Source organism: Ruegeria atlantica, from assembly GCF_001458195.1.
Lineage (GTDB): Bacteria > Pseudomonadota > Alphaproteobacteria > Rhodobacterales > Rhodobacteraceae > Ruegeria > Ruegeria atlantica.
Genome location: NZ_CYPU01000039.1, coordinates 147,624 through 171,451 on the forward strand (window position 1 = coordinate 147,624; position 23,828 = coordinate 171,451).

Annotated in this window: 25 protein-coding genes and 1 tRNA gene; 11 read left to right on the plus strand and 15 right to left on the minus strand. The window is 58.3% G+C overall.

Going from position 1 to position 23,828, the window contains the following annotated elements:
- Positions 1 to 37: 37 nt before the first annotated feature.
- The 5 genes from RUA4292_RS10645 (at position 38) to RUA4292_RS24760 (ending at position 3,821) form a co-directional block, all read left to right on the plus strand.
- Positions 38 to 1,150: an SPOR domain-containing protein gene (locus RUA4292_RS10645; protein ID WP_233493416.1), complete on the plus strand. Its 1,113-nt coding sequence runs from the start codon at positions 38 to 40 to the stop codon at positions 1,148 to 1,150.
- Positions 1,147 to 2,154, plus strand: coding sequence for a beta-N-acetylhexosaminidase (nagZ, locus tag RUA4292_RS10650; protein WP_058277569.1), 1,008 nt, complete (start codon positions 1,147 to 1,149; stop codon positions 2,152 to 2,154). Before RUA4292_RS10645 ends, nagZ begins: the two co-directional genes overlap by 4 nt.
- Positions 2,144 to 2,938 (plus strand): segregation and condensation protein A, encoded by a 795-nt coding sequence (locus tag RUA4292_RS10655; RefSeq protein ID WP_058274503.1) that lies wholly within the window; start codon positions 2,144 to 2,146, stop codon positions 2,936 to 2,938. Before nagZ ends, RUA4292_RS10655 begins: the two co-directional genes overlap by 11 nt.
- The gene (scpB, locus tag RUA4292_RS10660; protein ID WP_058277570.1) at positions 2,931 to 3,587 is read left to right on the plus strand and encodes an SMC-Scp complex subunit ScpB; all 657 of its coding nucleotides are present in this window, start codon (positions 2,931 to 2,933) and stop codon (positions 3,585 to 3,587) included. Before RUA4292_RS10655 ends, scpB begins: the two co-directional genes overlap by 8 nt.
- A 63-nt stretch (positions 3,588 to 3,650) precedes the next feature.
- Positions 3,651 to 3,821, plus strand: a complete 171-nt coding sequence (locus RUA4292_RS24760) for a hypothetical protein (protein WP_158507010.1) — start codon at positions 3,651 to 3,653, stop codon at positions 3,819 to 3,821.
- Positions 3,822 to 3,873: 52 nt separating this feature from the next.
- Here the strand turns inward: RUA4292_RS24760 and RUA4292_RS10665 are convergent, their stop codons facing one another.
- From RUA4292_RS10665 to RUA4292_RS10700, 8 genes are all read right to left on the minus strand, one after another.
- Entirely contained in the window at positions 3,874 to 4,953 is a 1,080-nt protein-coding gene (locus tag RUA4292_RS10665) for a 2'-deoxycytidine 5'-triphosphate deaminase (RefSeq protein ID WP_058278150.1), read from the minus strand.
- Between the two features lie 61 nt (positions 4,954 to 5,014).
- Positions 5,015 to 5,091 (minus strand) — tRNA-Pro (locus RUA4292_RS10670).
- 61 nt (positions 5,092 to 5,152) lie between these two features.
- On the minus strand, positions 5,153 to 5,794 hold the full coding sequence (locus RUA4292_RS10675) for a MerR family transcriptional regulator (RefSeq protein ID WP_058277571.1): 642 nt from the start codon (positions 5,792 to 5,794) through the stop codon (positions 5,153 to 5,155).
- An 18-nt stretch (positions 5,795 to 5,812) separates the two neighbouring features.
- Positions 5,813 to 6,115, minus strand: coding sequence for an integration host factor subunit alpha (gene ihfA / locus RUA4292_RS10680; protein ID WP_058274526.1), 303 nt, complete (start codon positions 6,113 to 6,115; stop codon positions 5,813 to 5,815).
- A gap of 96 nt (positions 6,116 to 6,211) precedes the next feature.
- On the minus strand, positions 6,212 to 7,183 hold the full coding sequence (locus tag RUA4292_RS10685) for a beta-ketoacyl-ACP synthase III (protein ID WP_058277572.1): 972 nt from the start codon (positions 7,181 to 7,183) through the stop codon (positions 6,212 to 6,214).
- Positions 7,184 to 7,204: 21 nt separating this feature from the next.
- Positions 7,205 to 8,293, minus strand: a complete 1,089-nt coding sequence (plsX, locus tag RUA4292_RS10690; protein ID WP_058277573.1) for a phosphate acyltransferase PlsX — start codon at positions 8,291 to 8,293, stop codon at positions 7,205 to 7,207.
- Positions 8,294 to 8,317: 24 nt separating this feature from the next.
- Positions 8,318 to 8,524 (minus strand): 50S ribosomal protein L32, encoded by a 207-nt coding sequence (rpmF, locus tag RUA4292_RS10695; RefSeq protein WP_037316137.1) that lies wholly within the window; start codon positions 8,522 to 8,524, stop codon positions 8,318 to 8,320.
- 206 nt (positions 8,525 to 8,730) lie between these two features.
- Positions 8,731 to 9,267: a YceD family protein gene (locus RUA4292_RS10700; protein WP_058274498.1), complete on the minus strand. Its 537-nt coding sequence runs from the start codon at positions 9,265 to 9,267 to the stop codon at positions 8,731 to 8,733.
- Positions 9,268 to 9,351: 84 nt separating this feature from the next.
- On the opposite strand from RUA4292_RS10700, the gene RUA4292_RS10705 reads away from it, so the two are divergent.
- The 3 genes from RUA4292_RS10705 to RUA4292_RS10715 all read left to right on the plus strand — a co-directional run bounded on the left by RUA4292_RS10705 (position 9,352) and on the right by RUA4292_RS10715 (position 12,534).
- On the plus strand, positions 9,352 to 9,825 hold the full coding sequence (locus RUA4292_RS10705) for an outer membrane protein assembly factor BamE (RefSeq protein ID WP_058274497.1): 474 nt from the start codon (positions 9,352 to 9,354) through the stop codon (positions 9,823 to 9,825).
- Between the two features lie 98 nt (positions 9,826 to 9,923).
- Complete coding sequence (locus tag RUA4292_RS10710; protein ID WP_058277574.1) at positions 9,924 to 10,658, plus strand: GNAT family N-acetyltransferase; 735 nt, start codon at positions 9,924 to 9,926, stop codon at positions 10,656 to 10,658.
- 67 nt (positions 10,659 to 10,725) lie between these two features.
- Complete coding sequence (locus tag RUA4292_RS10715; RefSeq protein ID WP_058277575.1) at positions 10,726 to 12,534, plus strand: ABC-F family ATP-binding cassette domain-containing protein; 1,809 nt, start codon at positions 10,726 to 10,728, stop codon at positions 12,532 to 12,534.
- Here RUA4292_RS10715 and RUA4292_RS10720 read toward each other — a convergent pair.
- Together RUA4292_RS10720 and RUA4292_RS10725 are read right to left on the minus strand one after the other, a co-directional pair.
- On the minus strand, positions 12,531 to 13,082 hold the full coding sequence (locus RUA4292_RS10720) for a sugar O-acetyltransferase (RefSeq protein WP_058277576.1): 552 nt from the start codon (positions 13,080 to 13,082) through the stop codon (positions 12,531 to 12,533). The two genes, RUA4292_RS10715 and RUA4292_RS10720, sit on opposite strands and share 4 nt — an antisense overlap.
- 9 nt (positions 13,083 to 13,091) lie before the next feature.
- A complete protein-coding gene (locus RUA4292_RS10725) occupies positions 13,092 to 13,847 on the minus strand; it encodes a 3-hydroxyacyl-CoA dehydrogenase (RefSeq protein ID WP_058277577.1) in 756 nt (251 codons plus the stop codon).
- Between the two features lie 239 nt (positions 13,848 to 14,086).
- Here RUA4292_RS10725 and RUA4292_RS24765 point away from each other — a divergent pair, with 239 nt between their 5' ends.
- Positions 14,087 to 15,259, plus strand: a complete 1,173-nt coding sequence (locus RUA4292_RS24765) for a hypothetical protein (RefSeq protein WP_158507012.1) — start codon at positions 14,087 to 14,089, stop codon at positions 15,257 to 15,259.
- Positions 15,260 to 15,361: 102 nt separating this feature from the next.
- On the opposite strand, the gene tyrS is transcribed toward RUA4292_RS24765, so the two are convergent.
- The gene (gene tyrS, locus RUA4292_RS10735; RefSeq protein ID WP_058278151.1) at positions 15,362 to 16,615 is read right to left on the minus strand and encodes a tyrosine--tRNA ligase; all 1,254 of its coding nucleotides are present in this window, start codon (positions 16,613 to 16,615) and stop codon (positions 15,362 to 15,364) included.
- A gap of 91 nt (positions 16,616 to 16,706) precedes the next feature.
- Complete coding sequence (locus tag RUA4292_RS10740) at positions 16,707 to 17,975, minus strand: MFS transporter (RefSeq protein ID WP_058277579.1); 1,269 nt, start codon at positions 17,973 to 17,975, stop codon at positions 16,707 to 16,709.
- 208 nt (positions 17,976 to 18,183) lie between these two features.
- On the opposite strand from RUA4292_RS10740, the gene RUA4292_RS10745 reads away from it, so the two are divergent.
- Positions 18,184 to 19,242, plus strand: a complete 1,059-nt coding sequence (locus RUA4292_RS10745; protein WP_370737418.1) for an anhydro-N-acetylmuramic acid kinase — start codon at positions 18,184 to 18,186, stop codon at positions 19,240 to 19,242.
- 753 nt (positions 19,243 to 19,995) lie between these two features.
- On the opposite strand, the gene RUA4292_RS10755 is transcribed toward RUA4292_RS10745, so the two are convergent.
- Entirely contained in the window at positions 19,996 to 20,898 is a 903-nt protein-coding gene (locus tag RUA4292_RS10755; RefSeq protein WP_058277582.1) for a fatty acid desaturase, read from the minus strand.
- 3 nt (positions 20,899 to 20,901) lie between these two features.
- A complete protein-coding gene (locus RUA4292_RS10760) occupies positions 20,902 to 21,321 on the minus strand; it encodes a cupin domain-containing protein (RefSeq protein WP_058277583.1) in 420 nt (139 codons plus the stop codon).
- Positions 21,322 to 21,406: 85 nt separating this feature from the next.
- Here RUA4292_RS10760 and RUA4292_RS10765 point away from each other — a divergent pair, with 85 nt between their 5' ends.
- A complete protein-coding gene (locus RUA4292_RS10765; protein WP_058278152.1) occupies positions 21,407 to 22,825 on the plus strand; it encodes a protein adenylyltransferase SelO in 1,419 nt (472 codons plus the stop codon).
- Between the two features lie 11 nt (positions 22,826 to 22,836).
- On the opposite strand, the gene RUA4292_RS10770 is transcribed toward RUA4292_RS10765, so the two are convergent.
- On the minus strand, positions 22,837 to 23,808 hold the full coding sequence (locus RUA4292_RS10770; RefSeq protein WP_058277584.1) for a cation efflux transmembrane domain-containing protein: 972 nt from the start codon (positions 23,806 to 23,808) through the stop codon (positions 22,837 to 22,839).
- Positions 23,809 to 23,828 lie beyond the last annotated feature (20 nt).

Consider the following 23,828-nt stretch of genomic DNA (forward strand, 5'->3'; position numbering starts at 1 on the left):
AACACCGCCCGACGCGCCGGTACGAGGTAGGCAAGAAATGACCCGCGCGCCACTTTTTAAGGCGCAATCGGGCGGTGAGGCGGACATGGCAAGTTACGATTACTCGGGGCAGATGCGCCCCGAGGAGATGCATTACACGAATCAGCCGCATCCTGAGGATGGGTATGAGTATCCCGACGACTCCTATGGCTATGAACAGGCTCCGCGAGGGGCAGGGTTAGGCCGTATCGTCAACGTCATGGGTGCAGTGGCGTCGCTGGCATTGGTCGCCGGGATCGGCGTCTGGGGCTTTAAACTGGTGATGCGCGACGTTAGTGGCGTGCCTGTTGTTCGCGCCATCGAGGGGCCAATGCGCATTCAGCCGGAAAACCCCGGCGGCACCCCAGCCGATCACCAGGGTCTGGCCGTCAATGCTGTGGCAGCCGTTGGTACGGCAGCGCCGCCAGCAGATCGCTTGATCCTTGCGCCGCGCCCGGTTTCGCTGACAGACGAAGATACGCCTGTTGAACCGCTGAAGCCGACGCAGGCCGTGCATGTCGTCGAAGAAGAAATCTCGGATCAAGAGGCCGCGCAGTTGCGCCAGAATACAGTCGATGCCCTGGTTGCAGAATTGGCCGGTGGGGCGGCGAAAGCGGATGAACCGGCAGAGCAGGGCGTGCAACTCGCCTCGTTGGCTCTGCCCGAGGAAGAGCCCGCTATTGACCCTGCTGATCTGGCCGCACAATTGCCGGACCCGGAACTGGCGGCACTGCCCGGTGTCCGCCGGTCCCTGCGTCCGTCCACGCGCCCAGCCCGAGCGACGCCAAGCGGGATTTCATCCAACAGCAGTACCGAAGCTGCGATCAACGCCGCTGTCAAAGCTGCCGTTGGGTTGGACGTGGATCCGAATACCCTGTCCAAAGGCACGCGCATGGCCCAGCTGGGTGCGTATGAAAGCTTGGATGTGGCCAGTGCGGAATGGGATCGCATGAATGGCCATTTTGGTGAGTATATGGATGGAAAACAACGTGTTATACAGAAAACCTCAAGCGGTGGCCGGACATTCTATCGCCTGCGCGTTCTTGGGTTTGATGACCTGAGCGACTCGCGTCAGTTCTGTGCCGCGCTGGTCGCACAAGGTGCAGACTGTATCCCGGTTGCCGTTCGGTGATATTCGGAGCTGCGATCACCGATGCCGAAGGGCTGCGCCTGACGTCAGAGGAAAAAAGACTATTCCAGCAGATGAACCCATTCGGGTTCATTTTGTTTGCGCGCAACATAGATACAGCTGAACAAGTTCGTGCCCTATGCGATGACTTTCGTGATGCCGTAGGGCGCAATTGCCCTATCACCATCGATCAGGAAGGTGGCCGTGTGCAGCGTCTGCGTGCGCCATTGGCACGCGAATGGATGCCGCCCCTGGATCATGCGGGCCGCGCAGGGGATCAGGCGGAACGCGCTATGTACCTGCGGTATCGATTGATCGCAAAAGAGCTGTTCGAGCTTGGCATTGACAGCAACTGCGCCCCGATGGTCGATTTGGCGCGCGACGATACCCATGCGTTTTTGAAGAACCGCTGTTATGGCTCTGATCCCAATCGGGTTTCAGCTCTTGGGCGCGCGGTTGCCAAAGGCCATCTGGATGGGGGTGTTTTGCCGGTGCTTAAGCACATGCCGGGGCATGGATTGGCAACGCTGGACAGCCACCATGACCTGCCGCATGTGGACCTGACACAGGACCAGCTTGAGCAAGCGGATTTCGAACCGTTTCGGGCGCTGAACGATCTGCCGATGGGGATGACGGCGCATCTGGTCTATGACCGGATTGATCCGCAACCAGCTACGATTTCATCTGTGATGATCGGCCTGATCCGCGATAAAATCGGTTTTGACGGTCTGATCATGACTGACGATATCTCGATGAAAGCGCTGAGTGGTGCGCCCGAAGACATTGCGCGTCAGTCACTTGCTGCGGGGTGCGACGTGGTTCTGCACTGTAACGGAACGTTCGACGCGCGTGCCAAGGTGCTGGAAGCAGCCGGAGAAATGACCGCGCAAGCGCAAAAGCGCGCGGAAAGGGCGCTGTCGCTGCGACAGAAGCCTGTGGAACTTGACATCCAAGCGGCCGAAGCGGAACTATCTGCCCTAATGGGCGGGCAGGTATATGAACGATAATCTCTTTAGCGAAGACCCGGCCTCGGTCGCGGATCGTCTTGCGGCAGAGGCGTTGATTGTTGATGTCGACGGGTTCGAAGGTCCGTTGGATGTATTGTTGACCCTGTCGCGAACCCAAAAGGTCGATCTTCGGAAAATCTCGGTTCTCGCGCTTGCGCAGCAGTACTTGTCCTTTGTGGAAAAGGCGCGCGCGCTGCGGATTGAACTTGCGGCAGACTATCTGGTCATGGCCGCCTGGCTGGCCTTCCTTAAATCTCGGCTTTTGTTGCCACCGGATCCGGATGACGAAGGCCCCTCGGGCGAGGAACTGGCCGCTCACCTGGCGTTCCAGTTGGAACGCCTGCAGGCCATGCGCGACTCTGCCGCGCGTCTCATGGCCCGTGATCAACTGGGGCGCGATTTCTTCAAACGCGGGCAGGGTGAGGATATCACCCGTATCCGCACCGTGACTTACTCTGCCACGCTGTTGGATCTGATGCAGGGATACGCCCGTATCCGAACTCGTGACGAGTTCCGCCCCTTTGTTATGGACCGCGATTCAGTGTTCACAATGGAACAAGCGCTAGAGCGGATGCGCCCGCTGATCGGGTTTGCCGGGGCTTGGACGGATATGGAATCCTATCTGCCCGAGGGCTGGGACGCTGACCCGGTGCGTCGCCGCTCGGCCACTGCAGCGACCTTTGCTGCCTCGCTTGAGCTGGTGAAAGAGGGACATATGGAGATGAAGCAAACCGAGACGTTTGCACCGATCCATTTGCGCAAAAGGACTGACACACGTGACTGACGAACCGCAAAACGAAGGCACCGGTACCCTGTTCGAAGCGCCACCCCTGGCGGAACAGGAACGCATGGTCGAGGCTGTGCTGTTCGCCAGTTCCGAGCCAGTGACGATCGCCGACCTTGAGGCGCGGATGCCGCATGGAAGCGATGCGGCACAAGCGTTTGAAATTCTTCAGAAACGGTATGAGGGCCGGGGCGTCCGTGTCGTCCGCGTGGGTGAGGCCTGGGCAATTCGAACCGCCCCCGATCTGGGCTTTCTGATGCAAAAGGAAACGGTTGAAACCCGAAAACTGAGCCGCGCAGCCATCGAAACACTGGCCATCGTCGCCTATCATCAGCCCTGCACCCGTGCCGAGATCGAAGAGATCCGGGGCGTCTCGGTATCGCGCGGTACAATCGATCAACTGTTGGAAATGGAGTGGATCCGTTTGGGCCGTCGCCGGATGACACCAGGCCGTCCGGTCACCTTTGTTGTGACGCCACAGTTTCTGGATCATTTCGGGTTGGAAAACGCCCGCGATCTTCCGGCGCTCAAGGAATTGCGGGCTGCTGGGTTGCTGGAAAACCGGCCGCCCCCGGGCACGATGCCATTGGGCGAGGGGAGTGATGACAGCGAAGATGAGGACCAGACCGAGCTGTTCGAGGAAGAGTGATAACTTGGCCCTTTTGTTGCCGTTGGAAACACCTATGTTGTGGCCAAGCTGAGGAGTTGAGCAATGAATATGAATCGCATCATCGACATGATCATCCGCCAGATCATGCGGCGGGTCGTCAACAAAGGAATCGACAAGGGTTTTGATGTGGCGGGCCGGATGGGAAAGCCGAATCAAAGATCGGCTGTGCCTCATGACTCGGGCACAAATGACGACAGCAATCGTCAAGCCTAGCAGATAAGCCCGGCGCAGGGCGTAATCTGAACGTGCGCCGGTTCATGTAATGTTAACCAACAGCCTTGAAGTGTTTGGACAATTTCAGCCCCTGTCCCTGATAGTTTGACGCAATACCGGCGCCATAAAGCTGGGTAGGCATTTCAGCCATTTTCTCATAGACGAGTCGTCCAACTACTTGCCCGTGTTCCAGAACAAAGGGGGCTTCGTGGCAGCGTACTTCCAGCACACCGCGTGATCCCGCTCCGCCCGCTGCAGCATGACCGAACCCTGGGTCGAAGAAGCCGGCATAGTGAACTCGGAACTCGCCTACCATCGCAAGATATGGGGCCATTTCGGCTGCGTACATGGGCGGGATATGGACCGCCTCGCGGCTGACAAGAATATAGAATGCGCCAGGATCCAGGATGATGCGGCCATCGGTGGTGCGCACCTCTTCCCAGTATTCTTGCGGGTCATATTCCCCAATCCGGTCCAGATCGATCACACCGGTATGCGGTTTGGCCCGATAGCCAACCAGATCAGTGTCGGGTAATTGCAGATCGACCGAGAACCCCAGCCCATCCTGAATGACTGCCGGTCCGTCGACCAGTGGCGAGTCGTTGTGCAACGCGGTCAGTTCCGCGTCGCTGAGCACTGCCTGACCTTGACGAAAGCGAATCTGGTTCAGCCGCATGCCCGGTCTCACCAGAACCGAGAATGAGCGTGGACAGATCTCGGCAAAAAGCGGCCCGGTATAGCCTGCCGGTACCCGGTCAAACTCGGTGCCACCATCGGTGATCGTGCGGGTCAGAAGATCCAGCCGCCCGGTCGAGCTTTTGGCATTTGCCACCGCGCTGGTATCGGCGGGCAGGGCCAGCGATTCCATCAGCGGCACCAGATAGACGCAGCCTTTTTCAAGAACAGCACCGTCGCTAATATCGATGCGGTGCATCTCGAACTCGGCCAGACGATCCGCGACCGAGCGTCCTTCGCCCGCCAAGAACGATGCGCGAACCCGGTAAGCAACTGTACCTAAACGTAAATCTAGGCTGGCGGGTTGAATTTGCGCCGGGATAACCTCGGGGCTGGCGGTGATCTCACCGAGGCCGATCATCGCCTCGATCTGTTGGTTTGGGCATACACCTGTCATTTCGATCCCCCCTGATGCCAGAGCGGGATCTGGCCTGTTTGCCATAAACGTCGGTGTGATTTGGTCGGGCTAGCAGGACTCGAACCTGCGACCTTCCGTCCCCCAGACGGACGCGCTACCAGGCTGCGCCATAGCCCGACGTTGAGGTGTTCATAAAGACTTTCCCGGCGGGGGCAAGAGGAAATCATCGCCTTTTTTCTTATCCTGCCGACCGGTTCTCAATTCGGTTGATGACAGCGCGCAAGTCCTTGGCGATTGGTGCAATCCGACGCAAAAGATCGTCGTCAAACTCGGTCCGTTCCCACGCTTGTGTGGCGATGCCGCCCATCAGGGGGGCTTCATCCAGATACTCGGGCGCAGGCTGTGATGGCTCTGCTTGTGGTTGCTGCGGGGCAGGCGGGGGCGTTTCGGCCTGAGGTGCTTGTTCAGCCGGCGCGGTTTCCTCGGCTACCGGGGCCGGCTCGCCCAGATCCAGATCGATCTGATCGCTGGGCGTGGCAGGCTTGGCGGAAAAGGGCACGACAACGGTATCATCTGCCGGGGTGCTTTCAGGCGCGGCGGGCTCATCCAGGCTGGGCGACAGCGAGGAAACATAGGCCACGCCTTGTTCACGCAGGATGCGTTGGACGCCCTTTATGGTGATCCCGTCCTCGTGCAGCAGCTTTTTGATACCACCCAAAAGGCGCATATCATTTGGCCGGTAATACCTGCGGCCACCCGCGCGTTTGACGGGTTTGACTTGGCTAAAACGGCTTTCCCAGAAGCGCAGGACATGAGCCTGAACGCCTAACCAGTCCGCAACTTCACTTATTGTGCGAAAGGCGTCGGGGGACTTGCTCATGACCGTTCCGTCCCGAATTTACTTGCGATTCCCTGCGGCGACGCGATCCTTCATCAGATGCGACGGGCGGAATGTCAGGACACGTCGAGGCTGAATTGGCACCTCTTCGCCGGTTTTGGGATTACGGCCGATGCGGGCGGTTTTGTCCCGAACACTGAAGGTACCAAACGATGAAATCTTGACCTGTTCACCTTGGACCAGTGCGTCCGACATGTGGTTCAAGACGCTTTCGACAAGCTGCGCACTTTCATTGCGTGAAAGGCCAACCTCGCGGAAAACTGCCTCGCTCAGATCCATTCGCGTCAGTGTTTTTTCGCCCATACCATTTCCCCTGTTGATATCAGAGAATATGGTGATGGCAAATTCGCTGTCAATATCAATGAATTGCACGAGGCTGTGTAAGCCGTTTTGCGCCGGTTACCAGCGCAGAACCACTGCGCCCCATGCCAGGCCGCCGCCGATAGCCTCGGTCACGATCAGATCCCCGGTCTTGATCTGGCCCCGTTGTTTGCCCACTGAGAGGGCCAGGGGAATCGATGCGGCGGACGTGTTACCGTGATCCTGAACTGTCACGACAACGTTATCCATCGGCAGGCCCATTTTCTTGGCAGTGCCCTGAATGATGCGAATGTTGGCCTGATGTGGCACGATCCAATCGACGTCCGCGTTGGTCAGACCGGCACGCCCCAGAGCGGTTTCAGCGGTCTTCGCCAGCTTTTCGACCGCGTGGCGGAACACTTGATTGCCCTGCATTCTTAGATGCCCGGTCGATTGAGTCGACACGCCGCCGTCGACATAGAGCAAATCCTTGTAGCGCCCGTCAGAATTCAGGTCGGTCGACAGAATGCCGCGATCCTGCGCGGTTCCTTCGCTGTCCTGCTGCTCAAGTATTAACGCGCCGGCACCGTCGCCAAACAGCACGCATGTGGACCGATCAGTCCAATCCATGATGTGCGAAAACGTCTCGGCGCCGATGACCAGCACACGTTTGGCTTGACCGGACACGATCAAAGCGTTGGCGTTGCTGAGGGCGAAGACAAAGCCTGCACAGACGGCTTGCACGTCAAACGCAAATCCGTGGGTCATGCCTAGGCGCGCTTGGACCATCGTCGCGGCAGAGGGGAAAGTAAGGTCAGCCGTAGATGTCGCCAGGATGATGGCGTCGATATCCTCGGCCTTCAGGCCAGCATCGGCCAGGGCGGCCAAAGCAGCGTTGGTCGCCAGATCGGACGTGGTTTCACCATCAGCGGCAAAGTGGCGGCGTTCGATTCCCGAGCGAGCTTTGATCCACTCGTCCGACGTATCTAGCGTCTTTTCAAATTCGGAATTCGGAACGATGCGCTCTGGCAAATAGTGTCCGACACCTACAACAACTGAACGGCCTGCCATTTGGGGGTACTGCCTTTATTGTTATTCGCCCGCCTTTGGCGGTACGTGCGCGGCATCTTGTGCAAGCTGGGCTGTCGATGCAACCCGTGCCGCCAATTTTTCGGCGAAACCGGACTCGGCCAGGGTAAAGGCCAGTTTGATCGCTGCCGAAACTCCGGTGGCATCTGCGCCACCATGTGATTTGACCACGGTTCCGTTGAGGCCAAGAAAGACACCGCCATTGACTTGGCGTGGGTCGATGCGTTTCTTCAACCGTTGCAGCGAGGTGATGGCCAGAACCGATGCGAGCCGGGACAGGGGGGAATATTTAAAGGCCTCGCGCAGCAGGTCACCGATCAGGCTGGCCGTGCCTTCGCCGGTTTTGATTGCGACGTTTCCGGTAAAGCCATCGGTAACAATGACATCCGCCTTGTCACCGGGAATGTCGCTGCCCTCCACGAAGCCTGCGAAGTCAAAATTCGCCTGCTCTGCGAATTCCGAGATCATCGCGTGGGCTTCTTTCAGTTCGGCCCGGCCTTTGTGTTCTTCGGTGCCAACATTCAGCAAACCGATCCGGGGCCGATCCAGTGCCATGCCGTTGCGGGCATAAGACGCCCCCATCAGCGCATATTGCAGCAGATCCTTGGCGTCGGCCCGCACATCGGCGCCGACATCCAGCATCACGTTAAAGCCCTGAGGGTTGCGCGACGGCCACAGAATCGCAATGGCCGGACGGTTCACGCCCGGCAATTTGCGCAAACGCATCATCGACAGCGCCATCAGCGCGCCGGTATTGCCACAGGAAACAGCCCCGTGGGCTTCGCCTTTGCGCACTGTTTCCAGCGTCGACCACATCGATGTCTGCTTGCCGCTGCGGACGACCTGGCTGGGCTTGTCCTCCATCGTGACCACGTCGGGGCAATCACGAAAAACGACGCGTCCCTGCAGGACACGCCGTTTGGCGACAAGTTTGCGCAACTTTTGCTCGGGCCCGTGCAGAACGAAGGCGATATCGGGGTTCTTGTTTGCCGATTTGGCAATGCCCGCAACAACAGTCGCGGGCCCCGAATCTCCGCCCATAGCGTCAACCGAGATGGTAATCCGTCCGGCTTGCGTGGGCTGTTCCGTCATGCCTTAGCCTACGAGTTATGAGGCTTAGGCCGCGTCTTCGTCCAGGTCGATTTCGTCGGCCTGAGCGACGACTTCACGGTCATCATAATGGCCGCAGGACGCGCAGACGTGGTGCGGGCGCTTCAGTTCGCCACAGTTTGCGCATTCGTTCGGGTTTGCAGCAACCAGAGCGTCATGTGCGCGGCGATTGTTGCGGCGCGACTTGGAAACTTTGTTCTGTTGGACAGCCATGGTCTCAACCTTTGTCTATTAAGGGTCAGCAGATTCGCTGCTGGCCGGGTTTCATTCTTCGTTTTTCTAGTGGTTTGACGCGCGTTTAGGGGACGGGCCCCGCAATGTCCAACCCAAATTCCGTTGAGCGCGCGAAAATACTGCGATTCTCGGCATGTTCAAGCGATTTTTCTGGAGGCCTGCTATGACAGGAAATCAGACCTATGTCACTCGTCTTTTTTCAAAGCATCGCGCAAATTCGCCAGTCCGGCAAACGGCTTTGCGTCTTCGTCCGTCATCGCCTGTTTGCCCGGCTCAGTATAGCCGGCCTGTTCCAATTCTGCGCCGTCTTTCCGTGGGTATTGGGGCAGGGCAAGCGACAGCGCCTCAATCATCACCGATGCGGGGTCAATTTCCGCGCCCAGTGCTTCGGTCTCATCGCCTTCGGGGATTTCGAATTCAGGCTCGTCGGGGTTTTGCCAGTCTTTCAGATAGACCCGTGACACAGGGATATCGATGCGCGTGGTTACGGGTTCAAGCGTCACGACACAGGGTTGAATCACCGTCGCCCCCAGTTTTCCGGCAAGAATCCAATCGCGTTTGCCTTGTGCCCTTACGTCACCCACAAAGCTGAGCTTGCGCAGGCCCAACAATCCCAGTTCGGTTTTGATCGCGTCCAGGCCCTTGCTATCGGGGCGCAGATCAAACGGCGTGGGCGCGTTTTGGGGCAGGTCGGCCACCCGCAGAGATGTATTAGTCGTCATTCGTGACCCTTTCGTGTGTTGAACCGGGGCTGCGGTTTATGTAATCGGATAGGGTCCGCAAGGTCCCAAGGCAAGAGGATGTAAATGTTGAAGGTTGTGAACAGGTTGAAACCGGCGTCCAAAAGGCTTGTCTTTGCGGCCTGTTTGGTTGCGGCTGGCGCTTGCACGCCAATCTTCAAGAATCACGGATACGTCCCGCCGGCTGACCAACTGGCAGAGATCAAAGTGGGCGTCGACACCCGCGACAGCGTTGTTGAAACCATCGGAGCGCCCAGCTCGGCCGGGCTGGTGAAGGATTCGGGTTTTTACTATGTCCGCTCTCGCGTGCGCCATTACGGTCCGAAGCGCCCCGAAGTGGTGTCGCGCGAACTGGTTGCGATCAGCTTTGATCAGCGTGGTGTTGTGCGGAATATCGAACGTTTTGGTCTTGAGGATGGGTATGTGGTGGTACTGGACCGCCGCGTGACCGAATCCAGCGTTCAGAACCGTGGCTTCCTGCGCCAGCTGTTGGGCAATATCGGCAACTTCAACCCTGCGAACATTCCGGGCGCGAATTAAGTCTGCGCCGCCTCTTGCTACGGTCACAGGACAGTCACATGTTCTGTGGTAGAACCGCTGCAACATGAAGCAGGTCAGCAACCGCGGAGGATGCGACCATGGCATTATTGCTGGGCAAGGGCAGATACCGGGCTCGTTTGGCGCAGTCCCCACAGGATGTGGAGGCGGCGCAGCAACTGCGAACTCTGGCATTTGGAACGGATCAGATTGACCGGGATGAATTTGATACGGTCTGCGCGCATGTCCTTGTTGAAGATTCGCGCGCCAGTGGGCAGTTGGTGTGTTGTTTCAGGTTGCTGACAATGGAGCACGGGGCCGAGGTTGACCGCAGTTATTCTGCCCAGTTCTATGACCTGTCTGCCCTCAAAGGGTTCGACGGCCGCATGGTCGAAATGGGCCGTTTCTGCATTCACCCGGAATGGACAGACCCGGATATCCTGCGGGTCGCGTGGGGTGCGATGACCAATTACGTGGACCAGAACAACGTCAAGATGTTGTTCGGCTGTTCATCCTTTGCAGGAACTGAAACGGTCGAGTATCTGGACGCCTTTGCCATGTTGAAGCAACGGCATCTGGCGCCAAAGCGTTGGTTGCCGCGGGTCAAGGCCCCCGATGTATTCAAGTTTGCCTCTCGCCTGCGGCGTAGGCCCGATGTGAAAAAGGCTATGTTGCGGATGCCTCCATTGTTGCGCACCTATCTGATGATGGGCGGTTGGGTCAGTGATCATGCGGTGGTGGATCGGCATATGAATACGCTGCATGTATTCACCGGGCTTGAGATCGGCGCGATCCCCCCGGCCCGTAAACGATTGCTGCGCGCAGTGGTCCGGTAGTTTGAGTATTTTCGAAAAGGTGAAACAGGGGCGTTGACGCTTTGTGTCCACCGGTTTAGCTGGCGGCATGGCGAGAATTCCTTTGTTGCAGATGTCCGGCATTTCCCTGACTTTCGGGGGCGATCCGGTGTTTTCGGGGCTGGACCTGGTGGTTCAGCCGGGCGACCGCGTCGCGTTGGTTGGGCGAAACGGGTCAGGAAAGTCGACCCTGATGAAAGTCATGGCCGGTCTGGTTGAGCCTGATCAGGGTGATATCGTGGTGCCGCCCGGAAAATCTGTTGGCTACATGGAGCAGGACCCCGGCATGGAAGGGTTTGCGACCTTGGGCGATTATGCTTCCAGCGAGTTGGAGCCGGGTGAGCTGTACAAGGTCGAACGCGCGGGCGAGGGGCTGAATTTCGATCCCACCCGCCCGATTGAAACCGCTTCGGGTGGCGAGCGTCGCAGGGCCGCATTGGCCAAGCTGATGGCCGAAGCGCCGGACCTGATGCTGCTGGACGAGCCGACGAACCATCTGGATATCGAAGCGATTGCCTGGCTGGAACGCGAACTGGGATCGACCCGCGCAGCCTTCGTTCTGATTTCACATGACCGTGCGTTTTTGCGCGCGTTGACCCGCGCGACGTTGTGGATCGACCGCGGCATGGTACGGCGGCAGGAGCAAGGGTTTGAGGCTTTTGAAACCTGGCGCGACAAGATTTGGGAAGAAGAAGATCAACAGCGTCACAAGCTGAATCGTCTGATCAAATCTGAAGCCAAATGGGCGGTCGAAGGTATCAGTGCTCGGCGCAAGCGAAATCAAGGCCGGGTGCGGGCTTTGCAGGCTTTGCGCGCTGAAAAGGCCGCGCAGATCAAACGTCAGGGATCAGCGGCAATGTCGCTGGAAGGTGGGCCAAAGTCTGGACGAAAAGTGATTGAAGCCAAGGGGTTGTCCAAGTCTTTTGGCGCGCAGCAGATCGTTCGGAACTTAGATCTGTTGGCGCAGCGTGGAGATCGCGTTGCCTTTGTCGGACCGAACGGTGTGGGAAAGACAACCCTGCTCAAAATGTTGCTGGGTCAGGAACAGCCCGACGAAGGAACAGTGACGCTGGGCACCAATCTTGAAATCGCGGTTTTCGACCAGGCTCGCGCGCAGCTGGATCTCGAAATGACCCTGTGGGATAGCCTGACAGGCGATCCCGAAATGCGGGTTTCCGGCAAAGCGGATCAGGTGATGGTTGGGGGTCAGCCAAAACACGTGGTCGGCTACCTCAAGGAATTCCTGTTTGATGATGCGCAGGCAAGAGCGGCCGTTAAGTCATTGTCAGGTGGTGAAAAAGCGCGTTTGTTGTTGGCGAAACTGTTGGCCAAGTCGTCGAACCTTTTAGTGCTGGACGAACCGACCAACGATCTGGACGTTGAAACGCTGGACCTGTTGCAGGAACTGCTGGACGACTATGACGGCACCGTCCTGCTGGTCAGCCACGATCGGGATTTTCTGGACCGAGTTGCCACCACAACGATTGCCATGGAGGGCAATGGCCGCGCGACCGTCTATGCGGGCGGATGGTCGGACTACATCGCGCAACGGGGTGACGTTGCCGAAAAGAAAGCTGAAAAAGCACAGACTTCGAAGTCAAAGCAAAAGCAAGAAGCGCAGCCGAAATCCGGACTGTCTTTCTCGGAAAAGCATCGGCTTGAGAAATTGCCTGCCGAGATTGCCCGCCTAGAGGCCGAAATCGGCAAGCTGGAAGAGCTTATGTCAGATCCTGAGCTGTTCACCCGTGAACCAGTCAAGTTCCAGAAGGCGACTGAGGCGCTGGTCGAACGGCAAGAGAAACTGGCCGCCGCCGAAGAAGAGTGGCTGGTGCTTGAGGAAAAGGCCGAAGGCGCCTAGCGGCGCGTCAATGGTCGGGCCGGGTTGCCGACAACCGTTTCTCCGGCCGCGACGTCTTTGGTTACAATGCTGCCTGCGCCAATAATGGCGTTGTCGCCGATGGTGACGCCGGGCATCACGATGGCACCTCCGCCAACCCAGACGTTTCGGCCAATGGTCACCGGTATCCCGATTTCCAAACCTTGTGCGCGTTCTGCCGGGTTTTTGGCGTGCTGAGCACAGAAGATCTGGGCATGCGGGCCGAACATCGTGTCATCACCGATCCGAACCTGCGCGGTGTCCAGAATTACGCAGCCCGCGTTGAAATAGACCCGCGCGCCGAGGTGGATGTTTAGCCCGTAGGCGCAATGAAACGGAGCCTCGAGTAAGCAATCCGGCCCGACGCGAGCGAACAACGCCAGCAACTCGGGTGCCATGGCACCACGGGCGTCAGGCGGGCAGGTGTTGTGTGCGTGGACTGCTTGCCGGGCAAGGGTACGCAGCGCCTCAAGTTCCGAGTCCAGGCAGTTATACCACTGCCCGGACTGCATCTTTTCCCGCTCTGTCATGGGACAGGCTTAACGCATACGAAGGGCTCCGTCGATGCGGATGACTTCTCCGTTCAAGTAGCCCATCTCGACAATGAAACCGGCCAACCGCCCGTATTCTTTCGGATCACCCAAGCGAGCAGGGTTGGGGACATCTGCCGCCAGTTGTTGTTGAACTTCCTCAGGCAGGCCCGCCAGCATCGGCGTCATGAAAATCCCTGGAGCGATGGTCATCACGCGAACGCCGGTTGAGGCCAGATCGCGCGCCATTGGCAGCGTCATTCCCACGACACCGCCTTTCGAGGCTGCATAGGCCGCCTGTCCTTTTTGTCCGTCGAAGGCTGCGATTGAGGCCGTGTTGATGATCACCCCGCGCGCGCCGTCCGGTTCGGGTTCGTTCTTAGCCATTTCAGCTGCGGCCAGGCGCGAGACATTGAACGTACCCAACAGATTGATGTCGATTGTGCGCTGAAACGCGTCCAAAGGGTGGGGGCCATCCTTGCCGACTGTCTTGATCCCATAGGCGATCCCGGCGCAGTTCACAGTGGCCGTGATACGGCCCATCTTGCTCTTTGCGTGCTCGATTGCCGCCGCTACAGAGTTTTCATCTGTCACATCCGTCTGTGCGAAATGCCCGCCGATGTCTTCGGCAACCTTAGGGCCACTCTCGGCGTCGCGATCCAGGATTGTAACCTGTGCACCGTGTTCGGCGAAATGACAGGCGGTGGCCTCGCCCAGACCCGAAGCGCCACCCGTGACGACTACGGCTGAATTTGACAGTTGCATTATGGCGACCTCTCAAGACGTTGACAATTTTCCGCCTCATTTAACTTGGCGGCTTGGGTAGATGTTGTATATTCACGTCAAGAGATCGTCACAACTAGTGCCGTGATCATTGTAACGAGTTGTGGCGAGCCTTCATTAACGCATCTTTAGCGGGAACTTACCTGCGCTTCATTTGCGGCTCCCACAGTGTAACCGAAGACCCTGATGCACCTGGGTAGTAAGGCGCAAGGAGCTAAGTGATGCGAATTAAACTGAAATCCACTGTTTCGGCATTGGCAGCCTCTCCATTGATAGGAGCTATGATCGTAACCTCTGCATATGCTGCGACGGATGTGTGCAACGCGAGAACTGCGCGGATAGCAGCCAACGCCGGCGACTACCAGACGCTGTGTGATTGTACGCACGTGACACCCAGTTTTTTGAAACGGCTACAAACACGGTCAGATTTCGAATCAACACTAGCTTTTACTGGTGAACAATGCCCGGGTTTGGCCGTATTGTTGACGGATTTGGAGACAGCTTCAGTCCGCGGAAATTCGGCGCGAGGTGGCGAAGATCGGGACAGCGATCAACTAGCACAAGCGGACCCAAGCCCGCGCGGTGAGTCTGGTTCTGGCGATACTAGCAGCGGTTCTACCGGAGGCAACAACAACGGTGGTGGAAGCAGTAGCCCAGGCGGCGGTGGCGGAAGCAGTAGCCCAGGCGGCGGTGGCGGAAGCAGTAGCCCAGGCGGCGGTGGCGGAAGCAGTAGCCCAGGCGGCGGTGGCGGAAGCAGTAGCCCAGGCGGCGGTGGCGGAAGCGACAGCCCAGGCGGCAACGATGGCGGCGGCAATGATGGCGGCGGTAATGACGGCGGCGGTAATGACGGCGGCGGTAATGACGGCGGCGGTAATGACGGCGGCGGTAATGACGGCGGCGGTAATGACGGCGGCGGCAATGACGATGGCGGTAATGACGGCGGCGGTAATGACGGCGGCGGTAATGACGGCGGCGGCAATGACGATGGCGGCGGCAAAGGCGGCGGCAAAGGCGGCGACGGTAAAGGTGGCGGCAAGGGCGGCGGCAAAGGCGGCGGCAAAGGCGGCGGCGGCAACGATGGCGGCGGCAAAGGTGGCGGCGGCAAAGGTGGCGGCAAAGGCGGCGACGGTAAAGGTGGCGGCAAGGGCGGCGACGGTAAAGGTGGCGGCAAGGGCGGCGGCAAAGGTGGCGGCAAAGGCGGCGGCGGCAAAGGTGGCGGCGGCAAAGGCGGCGACGGTAAAGGTGGCGGCAAAGGCGGTGGCAAGGGCGGCGACGGTAAAGGTGGCGGCAAAGGCGGCGGCAAGGGCGGCAGTAAAGGGAACAACGGTGGAGGCAACGGGCCTGAAGGCAATAGCCCAAGCCAGGGTAACAATGCCCACGATGACGAAAGGTGACGCAGTTCTCGCAAGGGCGAGTCTAAGCTTAGCCGATACCTAAAACAAAAAACGGCCACCGCAAAGGGTGGCCGTTTCGTTTACTTCATGGTGACTGGCCCGCTAACCCAGTTGAACCAACGCGTGGCGCTTCTTACCTGCGCTCAGCTTGATTGGCGACGACAGAGCACCTGCGTCGATCATCAACCCGGCATCCGTCAACGGAGCGTCATCCAACTTGGCACCGTTTTCCGCGATCAGCCGTTTGGCCTCTTTACCGGACTTTGCCAGACCCGATTTCACGATGACTTGCACGATGGACATGCCGTCGCCCAATTCATCCGCGCTGAGGGTCAGGGTCGGAAGATCGTCCCCAACACCGCCTTTTTCGAACACTTCACGGGCCGTGGCCTCGGCGTTGACCGCAGCCTCAGTTCCGTGCAGCAGGGCGGTGACTTCGTTGGCGAGGCCGATCTTGGCCTCGTTGATCTCGGACCCTTGCAGCGCGCCCAGTCGGTCACACTCATCCACCGGCAGTTCGGTGTAAAGCTTCAGGAAACGGCCAACATCCGCGTCAGTCGTATTCCTCCAGAACTGCCAGAATTCGTAAGGCGAGCGCATCTCGGCGTTCAGCCAGACCGCACCGTCCTGCGACTTGCCCATCTTCTTGCCGTCGCTGGTGGTCAGAAGCGGCGAAGTCAGGCCGTAGATCTCATGATCCAGTACCCGTCGCGTCAGGTCGATACCGTTGACGATGTTGCCCCACTGGTCCGAGCCGCCCAACTGCAGGACGCAGCCGTAACGGCGGTTCAGCTCAAGGAAATCATAGGCCTGCAGGATCATGTAGTTGAACTCAAGGAAGCTCAACGATTGCTCGCGATCCAACCGTGATTTCACCGATTCAAACGCCAGCATCCGGTTGACCGAGAAATGGCGCCCGATATCGCGCAGGAAATCAAGGTAGTTCAGGCCATCCAGCCATTCGGCATTGTTCAGCATCAAAGCCTTGTTTTCGGCATCGCTGTCATAGTCGATATAGGCCGAGAACACCTTTTTGATGCCGGCGATGTTCTCGTCGATCTGTTCGGGGCCCAGCAGGGGGCGCTCATCCGCACGGAACGACGGGTCGCCCACCTTGGTGGTACCGCCTCCCATCAGAGTGATTGGCTGGTGGCCGGTTTTCTGGAACCAGCGCAGCATCATGATCTGGATCAGGCTGCCCACATGCAACGACTTGGCCGTCGCATCAAAGCCGATATAAGCCGGTTTGCACCCACTGATCAGCGCCTCGTCAAGGCCCTGATAATCGGTGCAGTCGGCGAGAAAGCCGCGCTCGATCATCGTGGCGATGAAATCCGATTTGGGGTGGTAGGTCATATCGTGCCCTTTGGGTTTATGTTGCGGGGCACTGTATAGGCGGCGCTTTGGGTAAGGAAAAGGCACCATTTCCAAGAAAACGTGGGCTGTGTCAGCTTTTGACCGGGGGCAGGCGGAAGGCATAGAACATTGCGATTGTGTTCAACACCACAAGGACAACAATCGGCGTGATCGGATCATGCAGATGTGCGACTGCGCCAAGGATCGCAGCAAAAACAATTCCAACGAGGCCAGCGCTGACATCCCCTAGTGCAACCAGGTAGGGGCGCTCTTTTTCAACGCTCATCTGAATGAGATACAGGTAGCGCCCATAGATCACCCCATTCCCGCCCAACGATAGCAGCAGGATCACCAGCGCGTAGACCCAGACGTTCTGAGCGTAGCCGAGGAACGTAAAGCCAAGCGCCAACAGGGCCGAGATTGCGGCGATCAGGCATCCCAGCCACATCACGGGTTTGACCGAGACACGATCGCTGAGCCATCCCCACAAAAGCGAACCGATCACCATTCCAAGGCTGGCCCCTATGACAAAATAGCTAAGCGAATGCTTGGTCCCCATATGCAGCGTCGCAGCATGGATCGTGTAGAAGGGCATCGCCAGCTCGACCGATACAAAGATCAGTCGGGCCGAAAGAAACTTGCGATACCACGGATAAGCCATACCGGTTTTGAATCCGGTCGCCAACTCGGCCAGGGGTTTGGGATTTTTATTCGGCTCCGGCAAAGGGGCGCGCTGTTCATCCTCAAGCAGTCGCACCCCTGCAAAGGCAACACCTGCGGCAAAAATGGCAATCACGCCGCACCACAGAACGACGATGTGGCGCTGCATCGGTTGGTCCCCGGACAGCAGGTCGCGCGTGATCAGAACAACGATGATGGCCAAAACGCCCGAGATGGTGGCCTGCGCAAACACCATCCGATTCCGTTTCGCTTCGGGGACTGAAATGCCGTAGATCTGGCTGGTTCCAAGGCTGGTGATCCCCTGGCACAATCCCAGGACCATCGCGGTGGTCAGGAACAGCAGTACGATCATCACACTGGGCAGTTTTGTTGAAAACAGGGCCACCGCCGCCAATACTGCGGCCGTCAAAAGGTTCGGTGCGTAGACGGCCAGCTTGGCGCGGGTTGCCCGATTGATGAAGGGCGCTACAAAGATCTCGGCAATCAGGCGCGATCCGGTGACAAAGGGCAGAAGCATTCCTGCAAAAAACGTTGGCGCGCCCAGAGCCAGATACAGGAAGGGCAGCACCAGATTTGGGTTGATCAACTGCCCTCCGATCGTGGCCAGAGCCCCGGACCAGAAGATCAGAAAATAGTTTCGGCCTTCGGATGGTTGTTTCTGCGAGTATGTGTCTGCCATATGTACCTAAAACTGATTTGTGTTCCTTATACCAAATTGTCGGGAAAAAGCGCGACCCTCGTATGATCTGGCTTGCCTTGGGTTTAGCTGAACGGGCAGGTTAAACAGACTGTACCGATCAACCATGACGGTACCACGGAGTTCGGCAGGAGAGATACGCGTGGGGCGGGCCATCAAACGAACAGGTGCGATCAGGGTTTTGGGCGCGATGTCCGGCACTTCGATGGATGGGGTGGATGCGGCGGTCGTCGAAACGGACGGGCACCGGATTTTGGGATTTGGTCCAAGTGGGTATCGTGCCTACTCCGATGAAGAGCGTGCGGTTCTGCGCGCCGCTTTAGGGCAGTGGCACGGGCCGGACGTGGATGCCGCGGCAGAGCTTGTCACCTTGGCCCATGCTGAGGCGCTGTCTGAATTCGATGAGGTCGACCTGATCGGTGTGCACGGCCAAACTCTCGCTCATGAACCGAGCGGGCGCGGGACGTTGCAGGTGGGCGACGGGAAAGGGCTGGCTCAGGCGTTGGGCGTGCCGGTCGTCTGGGATTTCCGCAGCGATGATGTGGCGATGGGCGGCGAAGGTGCCCCGTTGGCGCCTTTCTTTCATTTTGCCTGCGCCAAATGGATCGAAGCAACCCAACCGCTGTGCTTTCTGAACCTTGGCGGTGTCGGGAACCTGACGTATGTGGACCCCAGTTACGATGGTCCCGAAGCCCCGGGCGCGTTGCTGGCGTTTGACACTGGTCCCGCGAATGCACCGGTTGATGATCTGATGCAGGCGCGTCTGGGCCTGCCGATGGACCGCGACGGAGCCGTCGCGCGCGGCGGAACCGTCGAGACAGGCGCGCTCGAACTGTTTTTGTCCGAGCCTTTTTTCACCCGTATGCCGCCGAAATCACTGGACCGGAACGACTTTTCCGAGATGATCAAACTGGTGCAAGAGCTCAGCGATGCAGACGCTGTGGCTACTCTGACGGGCATGTGTGCCGCTGGGGTGGTGCAGGGGATGGAGCATTGCCCCAAACCGCCAGCACGCTTGCTGGTCACCGGGGGCGGGCGGCACAATCCGGTATTGATGGAGATGCTGCGTGTCGCGCTGGACTGTCCGGTCGAACCGGTTGAGGCCGTGGGTCTGGACGGCGACATGCTCGAGGCGCAGGCCTTCGCCTTTCTGGCGGCACGCGTCGCCCGCAGGCTGCCGACGTCGTGTCCGGGGACGACAGGTGTGAAAGCGCTGGTCGGTGGTGGGGTTGTGAGTTCGGTTGCGTAATGGGGCGGTGGGTTAACAGTTGATTGCCTGGATTCCGCATTGCGGGCAAAGCGTGAATTCGCTGCGCCAGCCTCAAGGTCTGCATTTAACGTATAACATCTTGGAGTAACGGGTTTTCTCGAACTCAGAAATGTCTACGTAGTAACTAAATTACTCGAAGTTTAACGGGTGGATCGCAGTTGCTCCACGTCCGCTTCTGACGATTCAGCAACTCCTACAATTTCAAGTCGCGATAGCAGACTCACGGCAATGTAAATCGCGGCACACATCAAAAGGAAACCCAATGCATTTGGTTCATAAGCTTCCCTTGCCTCACGATAAACGTTCAGGCCATTGATGTTTCGAAAAACAGAAACCCCCAAAATCGCAACTCCAAAAAATGTGGGCAACACCAGTAGAAAAAACCGCCGAACACGCCACCTACCAGTCAAATAGAGGAGTTTTCCGCAGCCTCCGTACATGTGGAAGTCGGTTTTATTGAGCCCGCGATGGGGATTAGTTGAAGCCATCATACGTGGTGGCTGAGGACGACCACATTTTGGGCACTTAATTCCGATAATCTTTGACCACCAAGTCGGAAGCTCACCAAATCGCGGAGTGCTTACTTTGGGTGGATTGCCAATGTTTCTTGCCAATTTGCTACAACGTGCCTTTTCGCATGATCATCTCAACCTTCGATTAAGAACCGCTTCAACGGCAGTTTGTATCTGCTCAGTGGCTCTTTGTACTTCGACAAAGCGGACCTTCAACCAACTAGCTGAATGATTGGTGCTTCACGCTTCGTACATAATTACTTGTAAACTGCGAGTATCCGTCCGAAGTCGACTTCAAATGGTCCCGCGTCCAACCGTGCAATGCGGGCAACTGATGGAACGGAACATTCGGAAACGCGTGGTGTTCGGCGTGATAGGGCATGTTCCAGGCCACAAAACGCACGATCCGGGTGGTGAACGTGGTGCGCGAGTTCTCGAGCATGTTGGCGACTGGCGGACACAGGCCGTGTTCCGCCAGTAGGTAGAGGCGCAGGAATGGTTGCCCAAATAAAACGGGTAAAATCCAAAGCCAGAAGAGCAGCGGTGACAGGAACAGGCTGAGGGCTGCGACCGCGTAGAGTATCAGCAGCAGACGTGCCTCAGCCCGCATGGCGGTGTGTTGGCGCGCAGGTAAGTACGGGGCGTCGATGCGACCAAAGGCGTTTTGATGCAGGACAAGTGCCATGCCTTTCCAATAGGGCCAGCCGGACAGGTAGATCAGCAGGCTCAGCCGGTCCTGCGGTCGTGGCTTGCCGCCAAGCTCGGGGTCTTTCTCCGGGTGGTTCGTCCATTTGTGGTGCGCAAGGTGAAAATACCGAAACCACGTAAAGGGCAGGGCGATTGGAACTGAAGCAAGATGTCCGACAGCGTCGTTCAGCCAGCCGGTCTTGAACGGGGTCTTATGGGTGCATTCATGGCTAAGCGTGAACAGAAACACCAACAAGACACCCTGTGGTAGGATCAGGACCGGCCAGAGAGGGACCCGCCACGCGATACCCGCGCTGGTGGCGGACAGTAACACCAGGTAGCCCAGAAGATGACGCAGACCTGCTGTGTCCGAGCGCCGTTGTAGCTGATTTTTGGTCTCGGGAGGTAGCGACGCTATGAGGGCGCGGTGATCCATGCATCATCCGCGCGCTATGTCGAACCCTGGCTCGGCCAGTTCGAACCCGTCAAACTGGAACCCGGGTGAAACAGTGCAACTGACCAACGTATAGTCTCCGGTGGTGTGCGCCGCCTGCCAGTGGTTTTCGGGCACGATCAATTGCGGTGCGCCCTTTGAAAGGTCGGGACCTAGGATGTGATCGGTGGCTGGACCGTCATCCGTAGCGCTCAGCGACAGGATCAGCGGAGCACCAGAGTGGTAGAGCCAGATTTCGGTCGCGTCCACGCGGTGCCAGTGGCTGCTTTCACCAGCGGCCAGCAGGAAATAGATGCAGGTGCCGGTGGCGCGGCCCGTGTTATCCGCGCGCCAGGTTTCGCGAAACCAGCCGCCCTCCGGGTGTTGTTCCAGTCTCAGGTGGTCGATGATCTCTAGTACGGTCATGGGGCCTCTTGTCATTTGCGATGATTATGCACGGGAAGGTGCGATCCGCTATGGTATTCGTCTACGCAAGGAATATGTTTGCCGCATGACCCTGACCATCCCGTTTGATAACAGCTACGCCCGCCTTCCCAACAGCTTTTATGCGCGGCAGGCACCTATACCTGTGCGTGCCCCACGCCTGATCGCATTCAACTCGGAATTGGCGAAGGTATTGAAGGTCACCCCGGGGGAGGTAGAGGAGATGGCCGAAGCCTTCGCCGGCAACACGCTGCCCGAAGGCGCAGAGCCGATTGCGCAGCTTTATTCGGGACATCAGTTCGGCAACTACAACCCGCAGCTTGGCGACGGCCGCGCTGTTCTGCTGGGCGAAACGATCGGGACAGATGGCCTCCGCCGGGATATCCAGCTCAAAGGGTCCGGTCCAACGCCGTTCAGCCGTCAGGGGGATGGTCGCGCATGGCTGGGACCGGTGTTGCGGGAATATGTAGTGTCCGAGGCAATGCATGCGCTGGGCATCTCGTCGACCCGCGCACTGGCGGCGGTTGAGACCGGCGAGATCGTTCTGCGCGAGGGGCCTATGCCCGGCGCGGTGCTGACCCGCGTGGCGCAAAGTCATCTGAGGGTCGGTACATTTCAGGTTTTTGCAGCGCGCGGACAGCAGGACAGCCTGCGCCGCCTGACGGAATACGCAATAGACCGTCACTACCCGGATGCGGACGGTCCGATGGGCCTGCTGCGTGCGGTGGTCGAAGCACAATCGCGGCTGATCGCGGCATGGATGAGCGTAGGATTTATCCATGGGGTGATGAACACCGACAATTGCTCAATCGCGGGTGAGACCATCGACTATGGTCCTTGCGCGTTTATGGACAGCTATCATCCGAACACGGTCTACAGTTCGATCGACCGGATGGGGCGCTATGCCTATTCCAACCAGCCCGACATCGCCGTTTGGAACGTAGCGCAACTGGCGACGGCACTGATCCAGCAGATGGAAGACAAGGGCGCCGCCGTCGAAGAGGCGACCGGGATAGTACACGCCATGCCGGATTTGCTGCAGCAGAACTGGCTGAAAAGGTTCCGGGCCAAGATCGGGTTGATGAACGAGGAAGAGGGCGATCTGGAACTGATCTCGGATCTGCTGACGCGCATGGCGCAGAACCAAGCGGATTTCACCAACACCTTCCGGGCGCTGGGCAGTGATGCCGCACGTGATCAGTTCACCAATCCTGCGGCGTACGACGAATGGTCCGAAGGGTGGACCGCGCGTCTAGGGCGTGAGCAGGACCCATCCACCGTAATGTCCGCCGCAAACCCGGCTTTCATTCCGCGCAATCACCGGGTTGAACAAATGATACAGTCGGCCGTTCAGGGCGATTACGAGCCGTTCCAAAGGCTGAACACTGTTCTGGCGCGACCTTACGAGGATCAGCCCGATGCAGATGATCTGAAACGCCTGCCATCAGAGACCGAAGTTGTCCATGCGACGTTCTGTGGAACCTGAAGTTCTGGCGCTCAGACCTCATCACGATAGGGATTGACCTCATCCGGCCAACGGCGGGCGTATTGCGAGATCATCAGGTAGACATCCGCCCCATCGATTGCCCTGCGCGCATCGCGGACCATGCGCAGGTTAAGGGTGTCGACCTCTTCAGCGGTGATCGCGCGCAGCGGGTTGTAGTAGACGGTAATCAAAATGGTCCGACCTTGTTTGGTTACGGACATATCCCGCAATGCGCCACCGTCCTCTGCGATCGCCGGGCGCAAAGTCCGACGCGCAGCGGCAAGAAGTTCGGGGCTGGCGGTGGCGTTTGCCAGCTCACCCAACCCACCACGGAAGTCGCGTAGGTATGATCCGATGGCCAGAACGCAAAGGAAAAGTACGATGATCGAGTCGCCGACGGGTGCGATCGCCGATAGGGCCCCATCCCGGAACAGGTAGATTGCCCCAAGGCCAATTGCTGCGGCGGCCGTGAACAGACCATCGAACAGCGCTGCCTTGGATTCCAAACGCAGGATCGCACTGGCCTTCCCGGTCTGCCGCCAGGTGAAATAGTGAAACGCCCATAACAACACGCAGGTCAGGCCAATGGCAGCGAAGTAGATGAACATCGGTCCGAATATCAGCGGTTCAGGCATCATGCCGTTGTAATAGCTGTAGATGTTTTTAGTCGCGTTCGAGATGGCGAACAGCACCAGTCCTAACAGAGACAGAGAGCGGAAGGTGGAAAAGATCGCCTCGTCCGCTGCATAGCCAAAGGGGCGGCGCTTGTCGGGGCCTGCATCAATCTTCAGGCTAATACGGCGACCAAGGAATGCCGATCCAAAGCCGACCAGCGAATACAGGCCGTCCATCATGATCGCATTGGAGTTCGACAGAATCCCGGCCAGTATACCAGCCGCGCCCATGAACAGGTTGCCGCCCATGGCGATGATGAGCGCGCGCCCCTCAAGCTGCTTTCTGCGTTCTGCATTTGGCGTCGACATCTGGTAACGTCCTGATAGGG